Origin of the sequence: Arthrobacter phoenicis (genome assembly GCF_047238215.1) — a bacterium.
Classification (GTDB): Bacteria; Actinomycetota; Actinomycetes; order Actinomycetales; family Micrococcaceae; genus Arthrobacter.
In genome coordinates, this window is the sequence record NZ_JBDFMK010000001.1 from 1,825,136 (window position 1) to 1,845,056 (window position 19,921).

The window sequence follows — 19,921 nt, forward strand, 5'->3', positions numbered from 1 at the left end:
CACTCCTGCGGTGCAGCAGGAAAACACGGTTAGGAAATCACATGGCAACAGAGACAGTTGCGAAACCCCGTAGCAGCGTGCGGGTCGGCGTCCAGAAATTTGGCACCTTCCTCTCGGGCATGATCATGCCGAACATCGGCGCCTTCATCGCCTGGGGCATCATCACCGCCTTCTTCATCCCGGCGGGCTTCACCCCCAACACCGAACTGGCCAAGCTGGTCGGCCCGATGATCACCTACCTGCTGCCGCTGCTGATCGGCTACACCGGCGGCCGGATGGTCTATGGCGTCCGCGGCGGCGTCGTCGGCGCGGCGGCCACCATGGGCGTGATCGTCGGCACGGACATCCCGATGTTCATCGGCGCCATGATCATGGGCCCGCTCACGGCCTGGATCATGAAGAAGCTCGAGAGCCTCTGGGAAAACAAGGTCAAGCCCGGCTTCGAGATGCTGATCGACAACTTCACCGCCGGCATCGTCGCCGCCATCATGGCCATCTTCGGCATGCTGGTCATCGGCCCGGTAGTCAAGGCCTTCAGCAACGGCGCCAGCGCCGTCGTCGAATTCCTGGTCAACAACGGACTGCTGCCCTTCACCAGCATCTTCATCGAACCCGCCAAGGTGCTGTTCCTGAACAACGCCGTCAACCACGGCATCCTCACCCCGCTGGGTACCGAACAGGCCCTCGCCCAGGGCAAGTCCATCCTGTTCCTGCTCGAGGCCAACCCCGGCCCCGGCGTCGGCATCCTGCTCGCCTACATGCTGTTCGGCAAGGGCATGGCGAAGGCCTCGGCTCCCGGTGCCGCGCTGATCCAGTTCGTCGGCGGCATCCACGAGATCTACTTCCCGTACGTGCTGATGAAGCCGATCATCATCCTCGCCGCGATCGGCGGCGGCATGACCGGCATCTTCACCTTGGTCCTCACCGGCGCCGGCCTGCGCTCGCCGGCCGCCCCGGGCAGCATCATCGCCGTCTTCGCCGCCACCCCGGCGGACAGCCTGGTGGGCGTCGCCCTGTCCGTGCTGCTGGCCGCCGCGGTGTCCTTCGTGATCGCCTCCGTCATCCTCAAGGCCAGCAAGGACGTCGAGGGCGATGAACTCGGCGCCGCGACCACCCGGATGGAAACCATGAAGGGCAAGAAGAGCTCCGTCTCCTCCGCCCTCACCGGTGGCGCCGCGGGCGCAGGTGCCGGCGGCGTGGCCGTACTGGCCGGACCGGTGAAGAACATCGTCTTCGCCTGCGACGCCGGCATGGGCTCCTCCGCGATGGGCGCCTCGGTGCTGCGGAACAAGATCAAGGCCGCCGGCTACCCGGACGTCAAGGTCACCAACTCCGCCATCGCGAACCTCTCGGACAGCTACGACGTCGTCATCACCCACCAGGACCTGACCGAGCGGGCCCGTCCGGCCACCTCCAGCGCGGTGCACGTCTCCGTGGACAACTTCATGAACTCGCCGCGTTACGACGAGATCGTGGAACTGGTCCGCAGCAGCAACGCCCCGGCGGACGCCTCGGGCGCCGTTGCGGCCCCCGCCGCCGGAACTGCCGTCGCTGCCGGAACCGCCACCGCGGAAACCGGGACGGCCGCACCGTCGGACATCCTGGTGGCCGACAGTGTGGTCCTGCAGGGCTCCGCGACCACCCGTGACGGTGCGATCGACGAGGCCGGCCGGCTCCTGCTGGACCGCGGCGCCGTCGACTCCGGCTACCTGGACGCCATGCACGAACGGGAGGAGTCCGTCTCCACCTACATGGGCAGCTACCTCGCCATCCCGCACGGCACCAACGCCGCCAAGGACCACATCATGAAGTCCGCGGTGTCCGTGGTCCGGTACCCGGAGGGCATCGACTGGAACGGTAAAGAGGTCAAGTTCGTCGTCGGCGTCGCCGGCATGAACAACGAGCACCTGCAGATCCTCTCCTCGATCGCGAAGGTGTTCACCAACAAGGCGCAGGTCGCACAGCTGGAGGCGGCCACCACCGTCGACGAAGTGCTGGACCTGCTGGGAAAGGTCAATGACTAGTGAAGGCTGTTCATTTCGGAGCCGGAAACATCGGCCGCGGGTTTGTCGGGCTGCTGCTGCACGAGGCGGGCTATGAGGTGGTGTTCGCGGACGTCGCGGACGCGCTGATCTCCCAGCTCGCCTCGGCGGACAGCTACCGGGTGCACGAGGTGGGGGAGACCCCGGCCGTGCGTACGGTGGACAACTTCCGCGCGCTGAATTCCGGCAGCCAGGAGGACGCCGTCGTCGCTGAGATCGCGACGGCGGACGTCGTCACCACCGCCGTCGGGCCGCACATCCTGAAGTTCGTGGCGCCCGTGATCGCCAAGGGGATCGCGGCCCGCGCGGCGGGGCTGGCTCCGCTGCAGGTGATGGCGTGCGAGAACGCCATCAATGCGACGGACATCCTGAAATCCGAAATCACCGCCCAGTGGGATCCGGCCGCCGGCGACCTGGCGGCAGCCGCGGTGTTCGCCAACACCGCCGTGGACCGGATCGTGCCTAACCAGGAGGCCGGCCAGGGCCTGGACGTCACCGTCGAGACCTTCTACGAGTGGGTCATCGACCGGACGCCGTTCGGGGACCACCAGCCGGTCATCCCGGGCGCCACGTTCGTCGACGACCTGGGCCCCTACATCGAGCGGAAGCTGTTCACCGTCAACACCGGGCACGCCTCCGCGGCGTACTTCGGGTTCGATGCCGGGTTGGAGAAGATCTCGGACGCCATGGCGGACCAGGACGTCGCCGCGGACGTGCGGGCTGTCCTGGACGAGACCAAGGAACTGCTGGTGGCCAAGCACGGCTTCAACCGCGACGAGCAGGAAGCCTACGTGCAGAAGATCCTGGGTCGCTTCACCAACCCGTACCTGCCGGACACCGTGAACCGTGTGGGGCGGGCACCGCTGCGCAAGCTCAGCCGGCACGAGCGCTTCATCGGACCGGCCGCCGAGCTGGCCGAGCGGGGCATCGTCCCGGAAGCGCTGCTCGGGGCGATGGCCGCCGCGCTGCGGTTTAACGACCCGGCCGACGCCGAGGCCGTGGAGCTGGGCCAGATCCTGGCGTCCTCCAGCCCGGAGGATGCCACAGCCCGGATCACCGGCCTGGAGCCGACCCATCCGTTGTTCCCCGCCGTCTGCGCCCTGGTCACGGAGGCCAAGGCCGCACTCTGAGGGCGTTCTGCTGCACCAACAACAACGCTGCACCAACAACAACATCAACAGCAACGGGCCCTCCCTCACATCATGTGAGGGAGGGCCCGTTGTTTTGGTGCGGGACCTGAGCGAGCGTCAGGGGCGGGCGGCGGCCGTTTCGGCGTCGGCCATGGACTTCCACTCGGCCACCCGGGCCTGGTGCAGCGGGGACCGCCGGACTACGGCGAACGCGACGCCCAGGATGGCGAACCACAGCGGGGTGACCAGCAGCGCCACCAGGGTGTCCGGCTGGGTGGTCAGCGCCCAGACCAGGAACGCGAAGAACGCGAACACCACCCACACCATCGGGATGCCGCCGGGCATCTTGAAGGTGGAGGCGTCGTGCAGCTGCGGCCGGCGCTTCCGGAAGACCAGGTAGCTGGCCAGGATGATGCTCCAGACGAACATGAAGCAGACCGCGGAGACGGTGGTGACCATGTCGAACGCGGTGCCCACGTCCTTGCCCGCGTAGAGCAGCACGACGCCGGCGAGCAGCAGCACGCAGGAGAGGAACAGGGCGTTCTGCGGGACCTTGCGGCTGGAGAGCCGGCCGAAGACCTTGGGGGCGTCGCCGTCGTTCGCCAGGCCGTAGACCATCCGGGACGTGGAGTAGATGCCGGAGTTGGCCGAGGACATCGCGGAGGTCAGGACCACCAGGTTCACCACCGTGGCCGCCATGCCGAGGCCGGCCAGGGAGAACATCGCGATGAAGGGGCTCTGCCCGGCCTTGAAGCCGGTCCACGGGGTGACGGACATCAGGATGATCAAGGCGCCGACGTAGAACAGCATGACACGCAGCGGGATGGCGTTGATGGCCCGGGGCAGGTTGTGCTCCGGGTTCTTGGTCTCCGCCGCCGCGGTGCCCACCAGTTCGATGCCGACGAAGGCGAACACGGCGATCTGGAAGCCCGCCACGAACCCCATGAACTCCTTGGGGAAGAAGCCGCCGTGGCTCCACAGGTTGCTGAAGGAGGCGGTGCCGGCGTTGGACTGGAAGCCGGTGAAGATCATGACCAGGCCCACCACGATCAGCGCGACGATCGCCACGATCTTGATCAGCGCGAACCAGAACTCGGTCTCGCCGAAGGCCTTGACCGTGGGCAGGTTCAGCAGCAGCAGGATGACGATCGTGGCGATGCCGGGGACCCAGAGCTGGATGCCGGGCCAGAGCTCCTCGGCGTAGCCGGCGATCGCGATCACGTCGGCGACGCCGGTGACCACCCAGCAGAACCAGTAGGTCCAGCCGGTGAAGAAGCCGGCCCACGGTCCCAGCAGGTCGCCGGCGAAGTCGCTGAAGGACTTGTAGTTCAGGTTGGAGAGCAGCAGCTGGCCCATGGCGCGCATCACGAAGAAGAGCATGAAGCCGATGATCATGTACACAAAGATCACGGACGGGCCGGCCACCGAGATGGTCTTGCCGGAGCCCATGAAGAGTCCGGTGCCGATGGCCCCGCCGATGGCGAGCAGCTGGATGTGGCGGTTGCTCAGCGAGCGGGCGAGGTGGGGCTCGGTGTCCCGGCTGGAGGCAGTTCTTTGCCCCGCGGTGGTCTGTTCGGGCATATCAACGATCCTTCGAATGGTCCGCCGAAGGGGTGACGGCGGTTACAAATCAGCCCTCCTAAAGTACAGGTTTAGCCCGCGGGGTGCGTTATGGGTCGTCCCGCGGCCATCCTTGACTCTTAGGCACCCTAACTGTTAGGCTTCCTAAGTATGAACGATGAGACCCCCGGCGAGGACCTGCTCGCCCTGGCCCAGGACTTCCGCGAGGCGCTGCGGCACAGCATCTACCTGGTGCGCCGCCTCGACGCCGACGGCGAGCTCAGCGCTGCCCAGATCAGCACCCTCAAGATGCTGCTGGAGGCGGACTCCGACGGCGGCGTCCGGGTGGGCGAGATCGCCCGGAACCAGGGCGTCAAGGTCCCCAGCGCCACGGAGCAGATCATCAAGCTCGAACGCGCGGGCCTGGTCCAGCGGGAGGCGGACCCCACCGATTCCCGGGCCGTCCGCGTCCGCCTCACCGCCGCGGGGCACACCGCCGTCGAGTCCGCGAACGCCCGCCGCAACGCCGTCATGGCGCAGATCCTCGGCGGCCTCCCGGAGGAGGACCGGCGGGCCCTGGCCGCCGCCATGCCGGTGATTGGCCGGATCAACGAATCCGTCCAGACCTGACCCGCGCCGGCGCCGCCCGGCGCCGCCCGGCGCAACACAGACCACCCCGTACACCCACGACCCTAGGAGCGCCCTCCATGGACGGCCAGCTCACGGCCCCAGCGCCGGAAGCATCATCAACCCTCGAAGCCGAAAAGGCCTCGTTCCTCAAGCAGCCGAAGGCGGTGTGGGCCACCGCCCTCGCGGCCGTCTTCGCCTTCATGGGCATCGGCCTGGTGGATCCCATCCTCCCGGCCATCGCCAAGAACCTGGAGGCCACCCCCAGCCAGGTCTCGCTGCTGTTCACCAGCTACTTCCTGGTCACGGCCATCGCCATGCTCATCACGGGCTTCGTATCCTCCCGGATCGGCGGCAAGCGCACGCTGCTGACCGGCCTGGCGATCATCGTGGTCTTCGCGTCCCTCTCCGGTTTCTCCGGATCCGTCGGTGAGCTCGTGGGCTTCCGCGCCGGCTGGGGCCTGGGCAACGCCCTCTTCGTGGCCACCGCCCTCGCCGTCATTGTCGGCGTCGCCAGCGGCGGCGCCGGAATTGCGATCATCCTCTACGAGGCCGCCCTCGGCCTGGGCATCTCGCTCGGCCCGCTGCTCGGCGCCCTGCTGGGCGGCTGGCAGTGGCGCGCCCCGTTCTTCGGCACCGCCGTGCTGATGGCTGCCGCCTTCATCGCCCTGATTGCCCTGCTGCCCAAGACGCCGCTGCCCGAACGTAAGGTCCGGCTCCGCGACCCGCTGCTGGCACTGGGCCACAAGGGCCTGCGCACCACCGCAGCCAGCGGCCTGTTCTACAACTACGGCTTCTTCACCATCCTGGCCTTCACCCCGTTCATCCTCGGAATGGACGCCTACGGCATCGGCGCGGTCTTCTTCGGCTGGGGCGTCGCCGTCGCCGTGTTCTCCGTCTTCGTGGCCCCCGCCCTGCAGCGCCGCTTCGGCGCCGTCCGGGTCCTCTCCGGCACCCTGGCCCTGCTGCTGCTGGACCTGGTGGGCCTGGGCCTGTCCGCGGGCCACTCGGTGCCCGCCGTCGTCGCCCTCGTGGTGGTCTCCGGCGCCCTGCTGGGCGTGAACAACACGATCTACACCGAACTCGCCATGGGCGTCTCCGACTCCCCGCGTCCGGTGGCCTCCGCCGGCTACAACTTCGTGCGCTGGATGGGCGGCGCGCTGGCGCCGTTCGCCGCCGCCCAGCTGGGCGAGAACTTCGGCCCGCAGGTGCCGTTCTTCGCGGCCGCCGTCGCCATGGCAGTGGCCATCGCGGTGGTCCTCGGCGGACGCCGGTTCCTCAGCACGCACGAGCCGCACCTGGTCTAACCGCCCGGTAGTAAACAACAACGGTCGGGCCCATGTTTCCGCGGAAACATGGGCCCGACCTTTGTGCTTTTACCGGCTGAGCTGCCTACTGACCTCCCCGCCGAGCGGCTTACTTCTTGGCGGAACCCTTCGGGACGAACAGCGTCTCGGCGTGCTCCAGGGCCATGCCGTTGGTCTCCGGGACCTTGAACATCACGAAGAAGAACGACGCCGCCGCGAACAGGGCGTACATGGCGTAGGTCAGTGGCAGAGACGCGGCGGCCATGACGGGGAAGCTCAGCGTGATGGCGAAGTTCGCGATCCACTGGGCGGCCGCGGCCAGGCCGAGCGCGCGGGCACGGATGCGGGACGGGAAGATCTCGCCCAGCAGCACCCACACCAGCGGGCCCCAGGAGGCGCCGAAGCTGATGACGAAGACGTTGGCGGCCACGAGCGCCGCCGGACCCCAGCCGCCGGGGAGGGTGATGTTCTCACCCGAGCCGGTCGCGGAGCCGAAGGCCACGGCCATGGTGGCCAGCGAGGCGGCCATGCCGATCGAGCCGGCCAGCATGATGGGGCGGCGGCCCACCCGGTCCACCAGGGCGATGGCCACCAGGGTGACCAGGATGTTAGTGATGGCCGTGGCCACCGAGATGGTCAGCGAGTCCTTTTCCTGGAACCCGACGGCCTTCCACAGGGTGGTGGAGTAGTAGAAGATCACGTTGATGCCGACGAACTGCTGCAGCACGGAGAGGATGACGCCGATCCAGACCACCGGCTGCAGGCCCAGGGCCTTGCCGCGCAGCGAACCCTTCTTGCCGGCGATTTTGTCCTCTTCGATGGCGTCCTTGATGTCGCGCAGGTGACGGTCCGTGTCCTCGTTCGGGGCAATCGACTTGAAGACCTTGCGGGCCTCCTCGTCCTTGCCCTTGACCACCAGGAACCGCGGGGATTCCGGCAGGGTGAACGCGATCCAGCCGTAGATCACGGCGGGGACGGCGCCGGCAATGAACATCCAGCGCCAGGCCTCGATGCCGAACCAGAGGTTCTGGTCGGCGCCGCCGGCGGTGTTGGCGAACAGGGCGTCCGAGAGCAGCGCCGCGAAGATACCGGTGGTGATGGCGAGCTGCTGCAGCGAGGCGAGCCGGCCGCGGACGTGCCGCGGGGAGATCTCGGAGATGTAGGCGGGAGCGATCACCGAGGCGAGGCCGATGCCCAGGCCGCCGATCAGGCGCCAGAAGATCAGGTCCCAGACGCCGAAGGCGAAGCCGGTGCCGAACGCGCTGACCAGGAACAGCAGGGCGCCCAGTTTCATGGCCGGGATGCGGCCGTAACGGTCCGCGACTTTCCCGGCGAGGTAGGCGCCGGCCGCGCAGCCCAGCAGGGCGACGGCGACGGCGAAGCCGGTCACGGCCTCGCTGAGGGCGAACTGTTCCTTGATGGCATCGACGGCGCCGTTGACGACGGAGGAGTCGAAGCCGAAGAGGAAGCCGCCGACGGCGCCCGCCACGGCTAGCCAGATGACCCGCTTCGGAATCTTCGCGGCGGTCTGGTCCTGGGTGGTGGTCATATGGCTCCCTCGGCAAATCGTGGTCAGCGGCTTGCGCCGCAACTATCCAGTTTTACACCGGTCCCCGCATGGTGCACGTCACGGGGACCGTGAAAGTGAGCCGAAACATAGCGGAACCGGGCGGTTAAGCGCCTCCGGCGGGGGCAGCCGAAGCCGCTCCCGCCGGAGGGTGTCACCCTGCGCGCAGGTCAGTGCGCCGCGGCCGCGGCGCCTTCCCGGGCGGCGGCCTTCGGGTCCGTGAGCTTCTTGTTCGGCAGTGCGAAGGTGATCAGGAACGCGAGGCCGGTGAGGATGGCCGCGGTGAGCATGACGGCGTCGATCGACTGGGCGAATCCCTCGGTGATCGGGCGGGTCAGCTCGGGGTTGGCGGTGTGCAGCCAGCTCGTGTCGTTCAGCGAATCGTTGCTGGCGCCGTCCTTGAAGAAGGCGTACAGCTTGGCGTTTGCCGGGTCCGCCGCCACCGCCGGGTTCTTGAGGACCTTCAGGTAGTCGGCGTTCTGGACGGCGGCCTTCATGCCGTTGCCCACCTTGTCCGCCGCGAGGCTGAAGAGCATGGAGATGAACACGGCTGTGCCGACGGCGCCGCCCATGGAGCGGAAGAACGCGGCCGAGGAGGTGCCCACGCCCATGTCCTTGGGCGGGACGGAGACCTGCATGGCCAGCGTCAGCGGCTGCATGCAGAAGCCCAGGCCCAGGCCGAAGAACACGGCGATCGCGCCGGGGACCCAGAGCGGGGTGTCCACGCCCAGGGACAGGCCCATGACGACGGCGGCGCCGGTCAGGACGGCGGTGCCCAGGATCGGGAAGATCCGGTAGGTGCCCGAGGCGGAGATGGTCCGGCCCGCGGTGATGGAACCGGTCAGGATGCCCACCGTGAAGGTGATCATCATCAGGCCGGCCTCGGTGGGGGTGAGGCCCTTGACCAGCTGGAGGTACATGGGCAGCATCGCGATGGCGCCGAACATGCCGATGCCGATGATGAAGTTCAGCAGCGAGGACAGCCCGAAGGTGGTGTTGCTGAAGAGCCGCAGCGGGATCAGTGCGTAGTCACCGGCGCGCTTTTCGGCCAGCAGGAACGCGGCGATGCCGACGACGCCCAGCCCGTAGCAGACGAAGGCCTCGGTGGAGGCCCAGCCCCAGGTGCGGCCCTGTTCGGCGACCAGCAGCAGCGGCACGATCGCCAGGGTGATGGCGGCGGCCCCCCAGTAGTCGATCTTCTGCTTGAGGTGCTTGGCGGGCAGGTGCAGGTAGAGGAACACGACGGCGAGGGCAGCCAGTCCGATCGGGATGTTGATGAAGAAGACCCAGCGCCAGCCGTCGAAGCCGAGGATGTTCGCGGAACCGGCGAATGCGCCGCCGATCACGGGGCCCAGCACGGAGGAGACGCCGAAGACGGACATGAAGTAGCCCTGGAACTTGGCGCGGTCCTTGAGGGCGACGATGTCGCCGATGATGGTCAGCGCCAGGGCCAGCAGGCCGCCGGCGCCCATGCCCTGGATGCCGCGGGCGATCGCCAGTTCGGTCATGGAGTGGACCGACCCGGCGTAGAGGGACCCGGCCAGGAAGATGAGGATGGCCGCGAGGTACAGGGGCCGGCGGCCGAAGATGTCGCTGAGCTTGCCGTAGAGGGGGGTGCTCACCGTGGAGGTGATCAGGTAGGCCGTCGTCGCCCAGGCCTGCAGCGAGAGGCCGTCGAGGTCGTTGGCGATCGTGTAGATGGACGTCGAGACGATCGTCTGGTCCAGCGACGAGAGGAACATGCCGAGCATGAGGCCCACCATGACGGTGATGGTCTGACGGTGCGTCAGGACCTCACCGGGCAGGCGGGCGGAGGTGGTGGTGGACATGACTGCTCCAAGGGGAAAGATTCAGGATTTAAGCACAAAGGTTGCTTTCAGTAACTATCTTAGTGCCAGCTTTGTTCCTGATTTTCCGGCCAATTTTCCCGGCCTTCTCAGCGCTCCAGCAGGATGCCGTCCGGGTCGCACCAGATGCGCTGCCCGGGGCGGATGCTGACGCCGTCGATCACCAGCTCCACGTCCTGGTCGCCGGCGCCGTTTTTGGCGCTCTTGCGCGGGTTGCTGCCCAGGGCCTTGACGCCCAGCGGGAGCCCGGCGATGGCTACGCGGTCACGGATCGCGCCGTTGATGACGACGCCGGCCCAGCCGTTCTCCACGGCGCTCGCGGCGATCATGTCCCCCATCAGGGCGGTGCGCAGCGAGCCGCCGCCGTCGACTACCAGGACCGCGCCATCGCCCGGGGTCGCCAGCACGCTCTTGACCAGGCCGTTGTCTTCGAGGCAGCGGATGGTCCGGACCGGGCCGTCGAAGTGGCTCCGGCCGCCCAGCGACTGGAACTGCAGGGCCAGGGAGTCCAACTCCTCCCCGCGCTCGTCGTACAGGTCGGCGGTGTTGACGGGCGTCCGGGTCATGGCGTCTCCTCTGGCGGCGGGTGTGGCTCTTGCAGCCCACGATAGTCTGGCCCCAGCCTGGTCCACCGCGCCAGCCATCCGTTCCGGGGGGAACCACATGAGCCTGTCCGATCTGCCGGCCGCCGGGAGTGCCTCACCCGCCACCGCCGAACCGGTCCGGCCCGTCCGGCCGGTGTGGACCACCGGCGTCGTCCTGGTCAACGTGGGCATCAACGCCGCCTTCTTCGGCCCGCTCCAGGTCCTCCTCGGCCAGCAGGCCGCGGTGTTCGACGAGGGGCAGAAGGAAGCCATCCTGGCCCTGGTCACCGGGGCGGGCGCGGCCGTGTCCGTGGTGGCGAACCCGCTGAGCGGCGCGCTGAGCGACCGCACCGCGGCACGGCGGGGCCGGCGGGTCCCGTGGGTGGTCTCCGGAGCGGTGCTGGGCGCCGCCGCCCTGGTGGCGCTCGCCGGGGCGCCGAACGTGGCCGTCATGGCGCTGCTGTGGTGCCTGGTCCAGGCCGGCTGCAACGCCGCCTACGCCGCCATCACCGCGGCGATCCCGGACCGGGTCCCCGTCGCCCAGCGCGGCACCGTGGGCGGCCTCGCCGCGATGGGCCAGACCGTCGGCATCCTGCTGGGCGCCGTGATCGCCGCCGTCGTCGCCGGGCACTTTGGCCTGGGCTATGTGCTCTGCGCCGCCGTCCTGCTCGCCGGCGTCGTGCTGTATTACCGGCGCAACGACGACGTCGCCCTCCCGCCGGGGGAGCGGCCGCCGTTCGCGCTGGCCGCGTTCCTCCGCAGCTTCTGGGTTTCCCCGGCCCGTTACCCGGACTTCGCCTGGGCCTGGCTGACCCGGCTGCTGGTGAACATCGGCAACCACATGATCACCCTCTACCTCCTGTTCTTCCTCACGGACGCGGTCCGGCTCCGCGAAACCCAGGGCATCGAGGCCGAATTCGGCGTGCTGATCCTGACCGGCCTGTACGCGGTGATGGTGATCATCACCAGCGTGATCGGCGGCCGGCTCAGCGACCGTATGGGGCGGCGCAAACCCTTGGTCATCGTCTCCTCCGCCGTGATCGCCGCGGCCGCCCTGGTCCTGGCCTTCGACCCCACCTGGTCCGGGGCCCTGGTGGGCGCGTCGGTGCTCGGCATCGGCTTCGGCGCCTACCTCGCCGTCGACTTCGCCTTGATCACCCAGGTGCTGCCGACGGCGTTGAGCCGCGGCAAGGATCTGGGCGTCATCAACATCGCCAACTCGCTCCCGCAGGTGCTCGCGCCGCTGATCGCCTACCCGTTCGTCGCCCTCTGGGGCGGGTACGTCTCGCTCTACGTCGCGGCGGCCGTGATAGGTCTGTTGGGTGCGGTGTTCGTCGTGAAAATCAAAGGCGTGGACTGAGCGGCAGGCTCCCGTGTGACTGGCCGGGCGCCCAGCCCGGTGCCGTATAGTGGACGGGATTCCCGCGGCACCCCGGCGGAGCACGCCTCCGCAGTGCCGAGAAAACGACCCCGGAACCTTGCCGATGCCTGAGTCTCTTTCCGATCTTCCCCCGATGGCGCCGCCGCCCACGCTGCCCCGGCAGCGTCAGCGCTATGCCCGCATCCTCGACGTCGCCGCCGGCTTCGCCCGCACCGGCCTCGACGCCGTCGTGCTCTCCGAAGTGGCCGCGAAGGCCGACGTGCCGCTGGGCACCCTCTACCGGTACTTTCCTTCCTCCACCCAGCTGATGCTGGCCCTCTACCGCAAGCAGCTCGGCGAGCTGCACGTGGGCGACCGGCCCGCCGGGACCCGCGCCCCGGTGCACGTCCTGGTGGGCGTCGTGATGGAGATCTTCCACATGCGCCTGATGCAGCCGGCGGTGGAACAGTGCCTGAACCGGGTGGTGTACGCCAAGGACACGGATACCACCCGCCTGCTGCGCGATATCGACGCGACGGCGGAGAAGGCCGTCACCGCCGTCAGCGGCGACCCCGTGGTGTCCCGGGTCCTGCTGTTGACCGTGTCCGGGCTGGTGCAGTCCGTGCGGTGCCGCAGGCTCTCGCTCTTTGAGGCCGAGGAAGACCTGAAGCGGGCCTGCTCCCTCTTCGAACGCGGGTCCCAGGCGGCCAAGCCGGTCTAGACCGGTTACTCCTTTGTGTCCGGCCGACTCCGGCCCGGCCCCGAATCTGGCTACCATGGCAACACCGGAGCGGCGCCATGCCAGCACTTTCCGGAATCTCCACCGCAGGCCCGCCACCCCGGGGCCGCCGCCGGAGTTCCCCACAACCACCCTGGGCGCGTCCGCGCCCAGGCAGCCAAGTGCCGTATGCCCACGGTCAGCCCCAGGAGACAACGACGTGTCCATTGAAACCATCCTGCCCACTTCCGCCGACGACGCAGCCGGGACCGCAGCCGCCCCGATCGACGACCAGGAAATCTTCGCCTCCCACCAGGGCGGCAAACTCTCCATCGCCAGCACCGTCCCGCTGGAGAGCAAGCGCGACCTCTCCATCGCCTACACCCCGGGCGTCGCCCAGGTCAGCCGGGCGATCGCCGCGGAACCGGAACTCGCCAAGACCCTCACCTGGGCCGAACGCCTCGTGGTGGTGGTGAGCGACGGCACCGCCGTCCTGGGCCTCGGCAACATCGGTCCCAGCGCCTCCCTCCCGGTAATGGAGGGCAAGTCCGCCCTGTTCAAGGCCTTCGGCGACCTCGACTCCATCCCGCTGGTGCTCAACACCACCGACGTCGACGAGATCGTGGAGACCCTGGTCCGCCTGCGGCCCAGCTTCGGCGCCGTCAACCTGGAGGACGTCTCGGCCCCGCGCTGCTTCGAGCTCGAGGAGAAGCTGATCGAGGCCCTCGACTGCCCCGTCATGCACGATGACCAGCACGGCACCGCCGTCGTGGTCCTCGCCGCCCTCACCGGTGCCGCGAAGGTCGCCGGCCGCGACCTGGAGGGCCTGCGCGTGGTGGTCTCCGGCGCCGGCGCCGCCGGCATCGCCGTCGCCGAGATCCTGCTAACCGCCGGGATCGACGACGTCGTCCTGCTGGACTCCCGCGGCGTGATCAACCGGGAGCGGGCGGACATCGCCGCGGACCCGGCCAGCAAGAAGGCCCGGCTCGCGGCCCGCAGCAACCCGCGCGGGGTCAGCGGCGGTCCGGGCGAGGCGCTGGACGCGGCCGACGTCTTCATCGGCGTCTCCTCCTCCCGGCTGGACGAGGCGCACCTGGCCCGGATGAACGACGGCGCGATCGTGTTCGCCCTCTCCAACCCGGACCCGGAGGTGCTGCCCGAGGTCGCCACGAAGTACGCGGCCGTCGTCGCCACCGGCCGCAGCGACTTCCCGAACCAGATCAACAACGTCCTGGCCTTCCCCGGCATCTTCCGCGGCGCTCTCGACGCCGGTGCGCGACGGATCACCCCGGCCATGAAGCTGGCCGCCGCGCGGGCCATCGCCGCGCTCGCCGAGGAGGACCTCTCCGCCGACTACATCGTGCCCAGCCCGCTGGACCCGCGCGTCGCCCCGGCGGTGGCCGCCGCCGTCGCCGCCGCGGTCTCCGAGGGGTAGGCGGGCCGGCCCTAGACTGGGCAGGTGTTCGCCGAAACGCTCGTCACCGTCCTGTGCGGCCTGGCCATCCTGACCGGGGTGGCGGGCATCGTCATCCCGGTCCTGCCGGGCAGTATCCTGATTGCCCTCAGCCTGCTCGCCTGGGCCCTCTGGGGCGGGGCGGGCACCACCGGCTGGGTGGTCCTTGCCGTGGGCGGGGTGTTCGTGCTGGCTGGCATGGCCGCCGGCGCGGTGCTGACGGGCCGGAAGCTCAAGCAGCACAGCATCCCCGGCCGCTCGGTGGTCACCGGGCTGGTGTTCGGCGTCGTCGGCATGTTCCTGATTCCCGTGGTGGGGCTCTTCGTCGGCTTCGCCGCCGCCCTGCTGCTGAGCGAGCTGCACCGCACCCGCGCCTGGCGCACCGCCGCGGCGTCCAGCTGGGCGGCCCTGAAGGCCACGGGCCTGGGCATGCTGGCCGAGTTCGGTCTCGCCTGCCTGGCCGCCAGCACCTGGGTGATCGGGGTCTGGACCGCCGCCGTCGCTTAGAGGCGTAGCGGTGGGTGCGGGTGCCGTCCGGGGGCCTAGTCGGCGAGAAGTCCGGTGGTCCGGTAGGGGATGACCTCGCGCAGGAACATGCTGGTGGAGGTCCGGACGATGCCCGGGCAGAGCCGGATTTCCTCGGAGACCCGGTAGAGGTCGTCCGGGCTGGTGGCGACCACCCGGATGAGCAGGTCGGTGTCCCCGGCGGGGGCGTGGCATTCGAGGACCTCGGGGATGTTCCGCAGCGCGGCGATCGCCTCGTTCAGGTGGCTCTGGTCCAGTTCGGCGCTCACCGCCGCCGCCACGCCGCGGCCCAGTGCGGCCGGGAGGACCCGGCTGCTGTTGGCGCGCAGGGCACCCGAGGCGGTCATCCGCTCCAGCCGCGACTGCACGGTCCCGCGGGCCAGGCCCAGTTTCTGCGCCAGCAGCATGATCGGCATCCGGGGTTCCTCGTCGAGGGCCAGGAGGATCCGCCGGTCCGTTCCGTCGAGTTGCTGCAATCTGACCACTCCCTGCAAGATGTTTTGGCGTGCCTTGGTCAGTCTGATCAATGCCACTGGCGTCCGTTGCATCAACTGTAGGGCTTCTGCTCAAATGGTGGCAACAAAGGAACACCGGCCACCGCCGGCACCCAATGGCTAAAGATCTCCCGGTACACCTCCCGGATTCTGGACCCGGCTCCCGCAAGGGGCCCGCCGCTGATTGACTCTTGTTCACACCCTGGTCATTCCGCACACCCTGGCAAGAGCCCCTGAGCCCCCGACGTCGGTTTCCCGAAGTCATCGGTGGCTGAGGGGCTCTTGTGCTGTCCGGCATAGGCTTGACCCATGAATCCCGCCGGCCGTTTCGCTCCCAGCCCCTCGGGAGAGCTGCACGCCGGCAACCTCCGCACCGCCCTCCTGGCCTGGCTCTTCGCCCGCTCCTCCGGCCGCCGGTTCCTGCTGCGCGTGGAGGACCTGGACCGGGCCCGCTCCGGCGCCGAGGAGGCGCAACTGCGGGACCTGACCGCGATCGGCCTGACCTGGGACGGCCCCGTCGTCCGCCAGACCGGCCGGGAGCCGCTCTACGCCGCCGCGATCGACCGGCTGACCGCGGCTGGCCTGACCTACGAATGTTTCTGCACCCGGCGCGAAATCCAGGAGGCGCCGTCGGCCCCGCACGCGCCGCAGGGCGCGTACCCGGGAACCTGCCGGACCCTGGACGACGCCGAACGGGAGGCCAGGCGCGCCCTCCGCCCCGCCGCCATCCGGCTGCGGGCCGGGGTCACCGAGGGCACCGTCCGGGACCGGCTCCTGGGGAGTTTCACCGGCGTCGTGGACGACTTCGTGCTCCGCCGCGCCGACGGGGTCACCGCCTACAACCTCGCCGTCGTGGTCGACGACGGCGAACAGGGCATCGACCAGGTGGTCCGGGGCGATGACCTGCTGCCCTCCACCCCGCGCCAGGCCTACCTCGCCGGCCTGCTGAATATTCCCGTGCCGGAATATGCGCACGTGCCGCTGGTGCTGAACGCCGACGGCGCCCGGCTGGCCAAGCGGGACGGCGCCGTCACCCTGGCGGATCTGGCCGCCGCCGGCGTGACCGCGGACCGGGTCCGGGACCTGCTCCTGGCCTCGCTCGGGCTGCCTCCCGGCCCCCTAGGGAATGCCCTGGCGGCCTTCGACCCGGCCGCGCTGCCGCGGGAGCCCTGGGTGTGGCCGGGGATGACGGACGCGTAGGCTGAACCCATGCCCGAAACAGAGCCTTCCGCACCGCGCTTCACCGTCGAGACGGCCAGGGTCCTCGCTGAGGTGGCCCACAACCGGCAAAAGGACAAGCTGAAAAGGCCCTACCGCGAGCACGTGCTGGCCGTCGGCGACGCGCTGGCCGACTTCGACGAGGACATCCAGATCGCCGGCTACCTGCACGACATCGCGGAGGACACCCCGATCACCCGGCAGGCGCTGCTGGAGATGGGAGTCTCCGAGCGGGCCGTGGACATCATCGATCGGGTGACGAAGCGGCTGCAGGACAACCCGGACGACTACCAGTCAGGGATCCGCGCGATCGCGGAGCACCATGACGCCACACTGGTCAAGATCGCCGACAACGCCCACAACTCGCTCCCCGAACGGGTGCAGGCCCTGGCCGAGAAGTGGCCGGACAAGCCGCCGGTGACCCGGTACGCGGACGCTCGTCCCGTCCTCTACGCGGCCGTTCCGGTCGAGGAAACGCGCAAGATCCTGGCCCGGATCAACCCCTGGCTGCTGGCGGAACTCGACGGGGACGCCTAGACCCGGCCCAGCAGGTCAATGTCCTCGAGGAACTCCTGCTGCACCTCAGCGCTGACAGTGGTCCGGGTGTCCGCGATCGCGTCGAGGTAATCCTGGGTGGCCGGGCCCCGCCGCACGGCGCTTCCCGCGCCGGAACCGGGCGCTCCGCCGTCGCCCTCCCCGTACACCGCGTTCTCCAGGGCGCGCTGCGAGGCGCTCCGGGCGGCGTATTCGATATCCGCGGGGGAGAAGCCCTCTGTGCGCTCCACCAGCAGCTCGATGTCGACGTCGTCCACCACCGCGGCGGGAATGAAGCGCTGCCACATCGCCTCGCGGGCCTGCCGGTCCGGGAGGCCGATGGGGATGACGTAGTCGAACCGGCCGTGGCGCAGGAACGCCGAATCCAGAGCGCGGATGAAGTTGGTGGCGCAGACCAGCAGGCGGCCCGGCTGCTCCCGGAAGGCCGGGATGATCTTCAGCAGTTCGTTCGTCACGCCTTGCAGCGGCGAGGGCGGATCCCCGGCGCGCTGCGAGGCGATCTCCTCCACCTCGTCGATGAAGACCACGGCGTGTTCCAGCTCCGCGATCTCCAGGAACGTCTCCCGCAGCGCCCCGGCCAGGCCCAGCGGGTCCGCAGCCAGCCGGGACGGGAAGACCTCCACGAACGGCCACTCCAGCCGGGACGCGATCGCCTTGGCGAAGGTGGTCTTCCCGGTCCCGGGCGGGCCGAAGAGGACGACGGCGCGCGGCGGGACCACCCCGAACTCGTCAGCCAGCTCGGCTTCGGCCAGCGGCAGCACCAGACGGCGCTCCAGGAGTTCCTTCTCGTTCCGCATCCCGGCGACGTTCTCCCAGAGGTCCCGCGCCAGGATCCGGCCGCCCAGCTGGCTCAGCGGCTCCAGCTCCTGGCGCTGGACCGGGATCCGGCGCTCGAAGTAGCGGAGGTTCTTCTTCAGCACGAACCCGCGGCCAAGGAACGCCTCCACCCGGGTCTCGGATTCCGGCATCAGCGCGGAGAGCTTGTTCAGCCCGTGCGGGGCCATCCGGTTTTCCACCGCGGCCAGCAGCGAGGTGCCGATGCCGCGGCCGCGGTACTCGGGCAGGGTGGCCAGGAAGACGATCCAGCCCTGGTCGTGGGCGGCGCGGCCGACGGCGGCGCCCACCACCTGCTCGCCCTGCACCGCCACCACGGCGTGGTCCTTTTCGCAGGAGGCGAGGACCTCGGAGAGGGCATAGACCGGCTCGACGTTCGAGGCCTTGAGTGTCTCCCACAGGTGCAGGATCCCGTCCAGGTCCGCGGAGTGGAAGTCCCGGATGCGCCAACTGGTCATGTGTTTCTCCCGGTGGATCGTCGTTGAGCCCGAAGGAATGCCTGCTCCGAGCTTAGGCGATCCGGCCTAGACGGTCGCGCCGCCGGCACCCGGACCCGGCCGGTTCGCTACCAGCGGGGCGGGGCCGGTGAAGCCGTCACGCACCGCGGCGATCTCCAGGATGCGGTGCTTGCAGAGGCGCCAGCCGAGCATCAGCAGCGGGATGATGACCACCAGGGAGGCGATGGTCCAGGTGCCCACGGGCGAGTCGAAGGCCATTAGGACCAGAACGGCCAGCAGGAACGCCAGGGTGATCCAGCCGGTGACGGGCGCGCCGGGCATTCGGAAGGAGGGCCGGAGGAGTTCGCCGCGGGCGGCGAGTTTCGCCAGCTGCATCTGGCAGAGCACGATCATGCCCCAGGTGCTGATGATGCCCAGGGACGCGACGTTCAGGACGATTTCGAAGGCCTCGGCCGGGACCACGGCGTTGAGGATGACGCCGAGGACGGCCACGCCGGCGGTCAGGGCGATGCCGCCGTAGGGCACGCCGGCCTTGTTCATCCGGGCGGCGAACTTCGGGGCGGAGCCGGAGACGGACATGGAGCGCATGATCCGGCCGGTGGAGTACAGGCCGGCGTTGAGGGAGGAGAGCGCGGCGGTGAGGACCACCAGGTTCATGATGGCGTCCACGCCGTCGACGCCGATCGAGCCGAAGAACGTCACGAAGGGGCTCTCGCCGGCCTTGTAGGCGTTGAAGGGCAGCAGCAGGGAGAGCAGGATCAGCGAGCCGACGTAGAACACCGCGATCCGCACGATCACCGTGTTGATGGCCCGGGGCATGATCTTCTCCGGGTTTTCGGTCTCGCCGGCGGCGGTGCCGATCAGCTCGATCGAGGCGTAGGCGAACACGACGCCCTGCATCACGACGACGGCGGGCAGCAGCCCGTTCGGGAAGAAGCCGCCGTTGTCCGCGATCAGGGTGAAGCCCACCTCATGGCCGGGGACCGGGGTGCCGAAGATGACGAAGTAGATGCCGACCAGCAGGAAGGAGACCAGGGCCACCACCTTGATCAGCGCGAACCAGAACTCCATCTCACCGAAGACCTTGACGCTGATCAGGTTCAGGCCCAGGACCAGGATCAGCGCCGCCAGGGCCCAGGTCCACTGCGGCACGTCCGCGATCGGCGCCCAGTACTTCTTGAAGAAGTTCATGTAGAGCGCGACGGCGGTGATGTCCACGATCGCGGTCATCGCCCAGTTCAGCCAGTACAGCCAGCCGGTGACGAAGGCGGCCTTCTCGCCGAAGAATTCGCGGGCGTAGGAGACGAACGATCCCGAGGAGGGCCGGTGCATGACCAGTTCGCCCAGGGCGCGCAGGATCATGAAGGCGAAGAAGCCGCAGACGGCGTAGCTGATGATCAGGGCGGGTCCGGCCGCGGCGAGCCGGCCGCCGGCGCCCATGAACAGGCCGGTGCCGATCGCGCCGCCGATCGCGATCATCTGGACCTGACGGGGTTTGAGGCTCTTGTGGTAGCCCTGGTCCTCGGCGTGCAGGGCCGCCTCGGTGGCGTGGGCGTGCAGCGGGATGGTGTGGTCAGTGACCGTGGGCTGGGGGGAGCGTGCTGTTCCGGGAGATGACATGGGGGGTCCTTTTGGGGGTTCG

Annotated in this window: 17 protein-coding genes; 10 read left to right on the forward strand and 7 right to left on the reverse strand. The window is 69.1% G+C overall.

Annotated elements, in window-relative coordinates:
- The first annotated feature begins 41 nt into the window (after nt 1-41).
- Both ABC337_RS08550 and ABC337_RS08555 read left to right on the forward strand, forming a co-directional pair.
- Nucleotides 42-2,024: a PTS mannitol transporter subunit IICBA gene (locus ABC337_RS08550; RefSeq protein ID WP_412884333.1), complete on the forward strand. Its 1,983-nt coding sequence runs from the start codon at nt 42-44 to the stop codon at nt 2,022-2,024.
- Entirely contained in the window at nt 2,024-3,172 is a 1,149-nt protein-coding gene (locus tag ABC337_RS08555; RefSeq protein ID WP_412884332.1) for a mannitol-1-phosphate 5-dehydrogenase, read from the forward strand. The genes ABC337_RS08550 and ABC337_RS08555 overlap by 1 nt, the downstream gene beginning before the upstream one ends.
- Before the next feature lie 117 nt (nt 3,173-3,289).
- Here ABC337_RS08555 and cycA read toward each other — a convergent pair whose 3' ends face one another.
- Entirely contained in the window at nt 3,290-4,753 is a 1,464-nt protein-coding gene (gene cycA / locus ABC337_RS08560) for a D-serine/D-alanine/glycine transporter (RefSeq protein WP_290257236.1), read from the reverse strand.
- 150 nt (nt 4,754-4,903) lie between these two features.
- Between cycA and ABC337_RS08565 the strand changes: the two genes are divergently transcribed.
- Together ABC337_RS08565 and ABC337_RS08570 are read left to right on the forward strand one after the other, a co-directional pair.
- A complete protein-coding gene (locus ABC337_RS08565; RefSeq protein WP_412884331.1) occupies nt 4,904-5,362 on the forward strand; it encodes a MarR family winged helix-turn-helix transcriptional regulator in 459 nt (152 codons plus the stop codon).
- Nucleotides 5,363-5,439: 77 nt separating this feature from the next.
- Nucleotides 5,440-6,666 carry an MFS transporter gene (locus ABC337_RS08570; protein WP_412884330.1) on the forward strand — a complete coding sequence of 409 codons (1,227 nt, stop codon included), beginning with the start codon at nt 5,440-5,442 and terminating at the stop codon, nt 6,664-6,666.
- Nucleotides 6,667-6,775: 109 nt separating this feature from the next.
- Here the strand turns inward: ABC337_RS08570 and ABC337_RS08575 are convergent, their stop codons facing one another.
- The 3 genes from ABC337_RS08575 to rraA form a co-directional block, all read right to left on the reverse strand.
- Nucleotides 6,776-8,215, reverse strand: a complete 1,440-nt coding sequence (locus ABC337_RS08575) for a sugar porter family MFS transporter (RefSeq protein WP_412884329.1) — start codon at nt 8,213-8,215, stop codon at nt 6,776-6,778.
- Nucleotides 8,216-8,403: 188 nt separating this feature from the next.
- Nucleotides 8,404-10,062 (reverse strand): MDR family MFS transporter, encoded by a 1,659-nt coding sequence (locus ABC337_RS08580; protein ID WP_412884328.1) that lies wholly within the window; start codon nt 10,060-10,062, stop codon nt 8,404-8,406.
- 107 nt (nt 10,063-10,169) lie between these two features.
- A complete protein-coding gene (gene rraA, locus ABC337_RS08585) occupies nt 10,170-10,646 on the reverse strand; it encodes a ribonuclease E activity regulator RraA (protein ID WP_412884327.1) in 477 nt (158 codons plus the stop codon).
- 97 nt (nt 10,647-10,743) lie between these two features.
- Between rraA and ABC337_RS08590 the strand changes: the two genes are divergently transcribed.
- The 4 genes from ABC337_RS08590 (at nt 10,744) to ABC337_RS08605 (ending at nt 14,702) form a co-directional block, all read left to right on the forward strand.
- Nucleotides 10,744-12,024 (forward strand): MFS transporter, encoded by a 1,281-nt coding sequence (locus ABC337_RS08590; RefSeq protein ID WP_412884326.1) that lies wholly within the window; start codon nt 10,744-10,746, stop codon nt 12,022-12,024.
- Nucleotides 12,025-12,148: 124 nt separating this feature from the next.
- Nucleotides 12,149-12,745, forward strand: a complete 597-nt coding sequence (locus tag ABC337_RS08595) for a helix-turn-helix domain-containing protein (protein WP_290257244.1) — start codon at nt 12,149-12,151, stop codon at nt 12,743-12,745.
- A 217-nt stretch (nt 12,746-12,962) separates the two neighbouring features.
- Nucleotides 12,963-14,177 carry an NAD(P)-dependent malic enzyme gene (locus ABC337_RS08600; RefSeq protein WP_412884325.1) on the forward strand — a complete coding sequence of 405 codons (1,215 nt, stop codon included), beginning with the start codon at nt 12,963-12,965 and terminating at the stop codon, nt 14,175-14,177.
- Between the two features lie 24 nt (nt 14,178-14,201).
- Nucleotides 14,202-14,702, forward strand: a complete 501-nt coding sequence (locus ABC337_RS08605; protein ID WP_412884324.1) for a DUF456 domain-containing protein — start codon at nt 14,202-14,204, stop codon at nt 14,700-14,702.
- Nucleotides 14,703-14,737: 35 nt separating this feature from the next.
- On the opposite strand, the gene ABC337_RS08610 is transcribed toward ABC337_RS08605, so the two are convergent.
- Entirely contained in the window at nt 14,738-15,196 is a 459-nt protein-coding gene (locus tag ABC337_RS08610) for an Lrp/AsnC family transcriptional regulator (RefSeq protein WP_400159627.1), read from the reverse strand.
- Between the two features lie 327 nt (nt 15,197-15,523).
- Between ABC337_RS08610 and gluQRS the strand changes: the two genes are divergently transcribed.
- Nucleotides 15,524-16,414, forward strand: a complete 891-nt coding sequence (gene gluQRS / locus ABC337_RS08615; RefSeq protein WP_412884323.1) for a tRNA glutamyl-Q(34) synthetase GluQRS — start codon at nt 15,524-15,526, stop codon at nt 16,412-16,414.
- A gap of 9 nt (nt 16,415-16,423) precedes the next feature.
- The gene (locus tag ABC337_RS08620; protein WP_412884322.1) at nt 16,424-16,969 is read left to right on the forward strand and encodes an HD domain-containing protein; all 546 of its coding nucleotides are present in this window, start codon (nt 16,424-16,426) and stop codon (nt 16,967-16,969) included.
- On the opposite strand, the gene ABC337_RS08625 is transcribed toward ABC337_RS08620, so the two are convergent.
- Both ABC337_RS08625 and ABC337_RS08630 read right to left on the reverse strand, forming a co-directional pair.
- Complete coding sequence (locus ABC337_RS08625; protein ID WP_412884321.1) at nt 16,966-18,279, reverse strand: ATP-binding protein; 1,314 nt, start codon at nt 18,277-18,279, stop codon at nt 16,966-16,968. The genes ABC337_RS08620 and ABC337_RS08625 overlap by 4 nt on opposite strands.
- Nucleotides 18,280-18,345: 66 nt before the next feature.
- A complete protein-coding gene (locus tag ABC337_RS08630; RefSeq protein WP_412884320.1) occupies nt 18,346-19,899 on the reverse strand; it encodes an amino acid permease in 1,554 nt (517 codons plus the stop codon).
- Nucleotides 19,900-19,921: the final 22 nt, after the last annotated feature.

Bases quoted from the DNA above. Each gene is read 5' to 3' on its own strand.
- rraA (WP_412884327.1), bottom strand. From the start codon at position 10,646: ATGACCCGGACGCCCGTCAACACCGCCGACCTGTACGACGAGCGCGGG.
- cycA (WP_290257236.1), bottom strand. From the start codon at position 4,753: ATGCCCGAACAGACCACCGCGGGGCAAAGAACTGCCTCCAGCCGGGAC.
- ABC337_RS08565 (WP_412884331.1), top strand. From the start codon at position 4,904: ATGAACGATGAGACCCCCGGCGAGGACCTGCTCGCCCTGGCCCAGGAC.
- ABC337_RS08625 (WP_412884321.1), bottom strand. From the start codon at position 18,279: ATGACCAGTTGGCGCATCCGGGACTTCCACTCCGCGGACCTGGACGGG.
- ABC337_RS08590 (WP_412884326.1), top strand. From the start codon at position 10,744: ATGAGCCTGTCCGATCTGCCGGCCGCCGGGAGTGCCTCACCCGCCACC.
- ABC337_RS08580 (WP_412884328.1), bottom strand. From the start codon at position 10,062: ATGTCCACCACCACCTCCGCCCGCCTGCCCGGTGAGGTCCTGACGCAC.
- ABC337_RS08570 (WP_412884330.1), top strand. From the start codon at position 5,440: ATGGACGGCCAGCTCACGGCCCCAGCGCCGGAAGCATCATCAACCCTC.
- ABC337_RS08550 (WP_412884333.1), top strand. From the start codon at position 42: ATGGCAACAGAGACAGTTGCGAAACCCCGTAGCAGCGTGCGGGTCGGC.
- ABC337_RS08630 (WP_412884320.1), bottom strand. From the start codon at position 19,899: ATGTCATCTCCCGGAACAGCACGCTCCCCCCAGCCCACGGTCACTGAC.
- ABC337_RS08595 (WP_290257244.1), top strand. From the start codon at position 12,149: ATGCCTGAGTCTCTTTCCGATCTTCCCCCGATGGCGCCGCCGCCCACG.
- ABC337_RS08620 (WP_412884322.1), top strand. From the start codon at position 16,424: ATGCCCGAAACAGAGCCTTCCGCACCGCGCTTCACCGTCGAGACGGCC.
- ABC337_RS08575 (WP_412884329.1), bottom strand. From the start codon at position 8,215: ATGACCACCACCCAGGACCAGACCGCCGCGAAGATTCCGAAGCGGGTC.
- gluQRS (WP_412884323.1), top strand. From the start codon at position 15,524: ATGAATCCCGCCGGCCGTTTCGCTCCCAGCCCCTCGGGAGAGCTGCAC.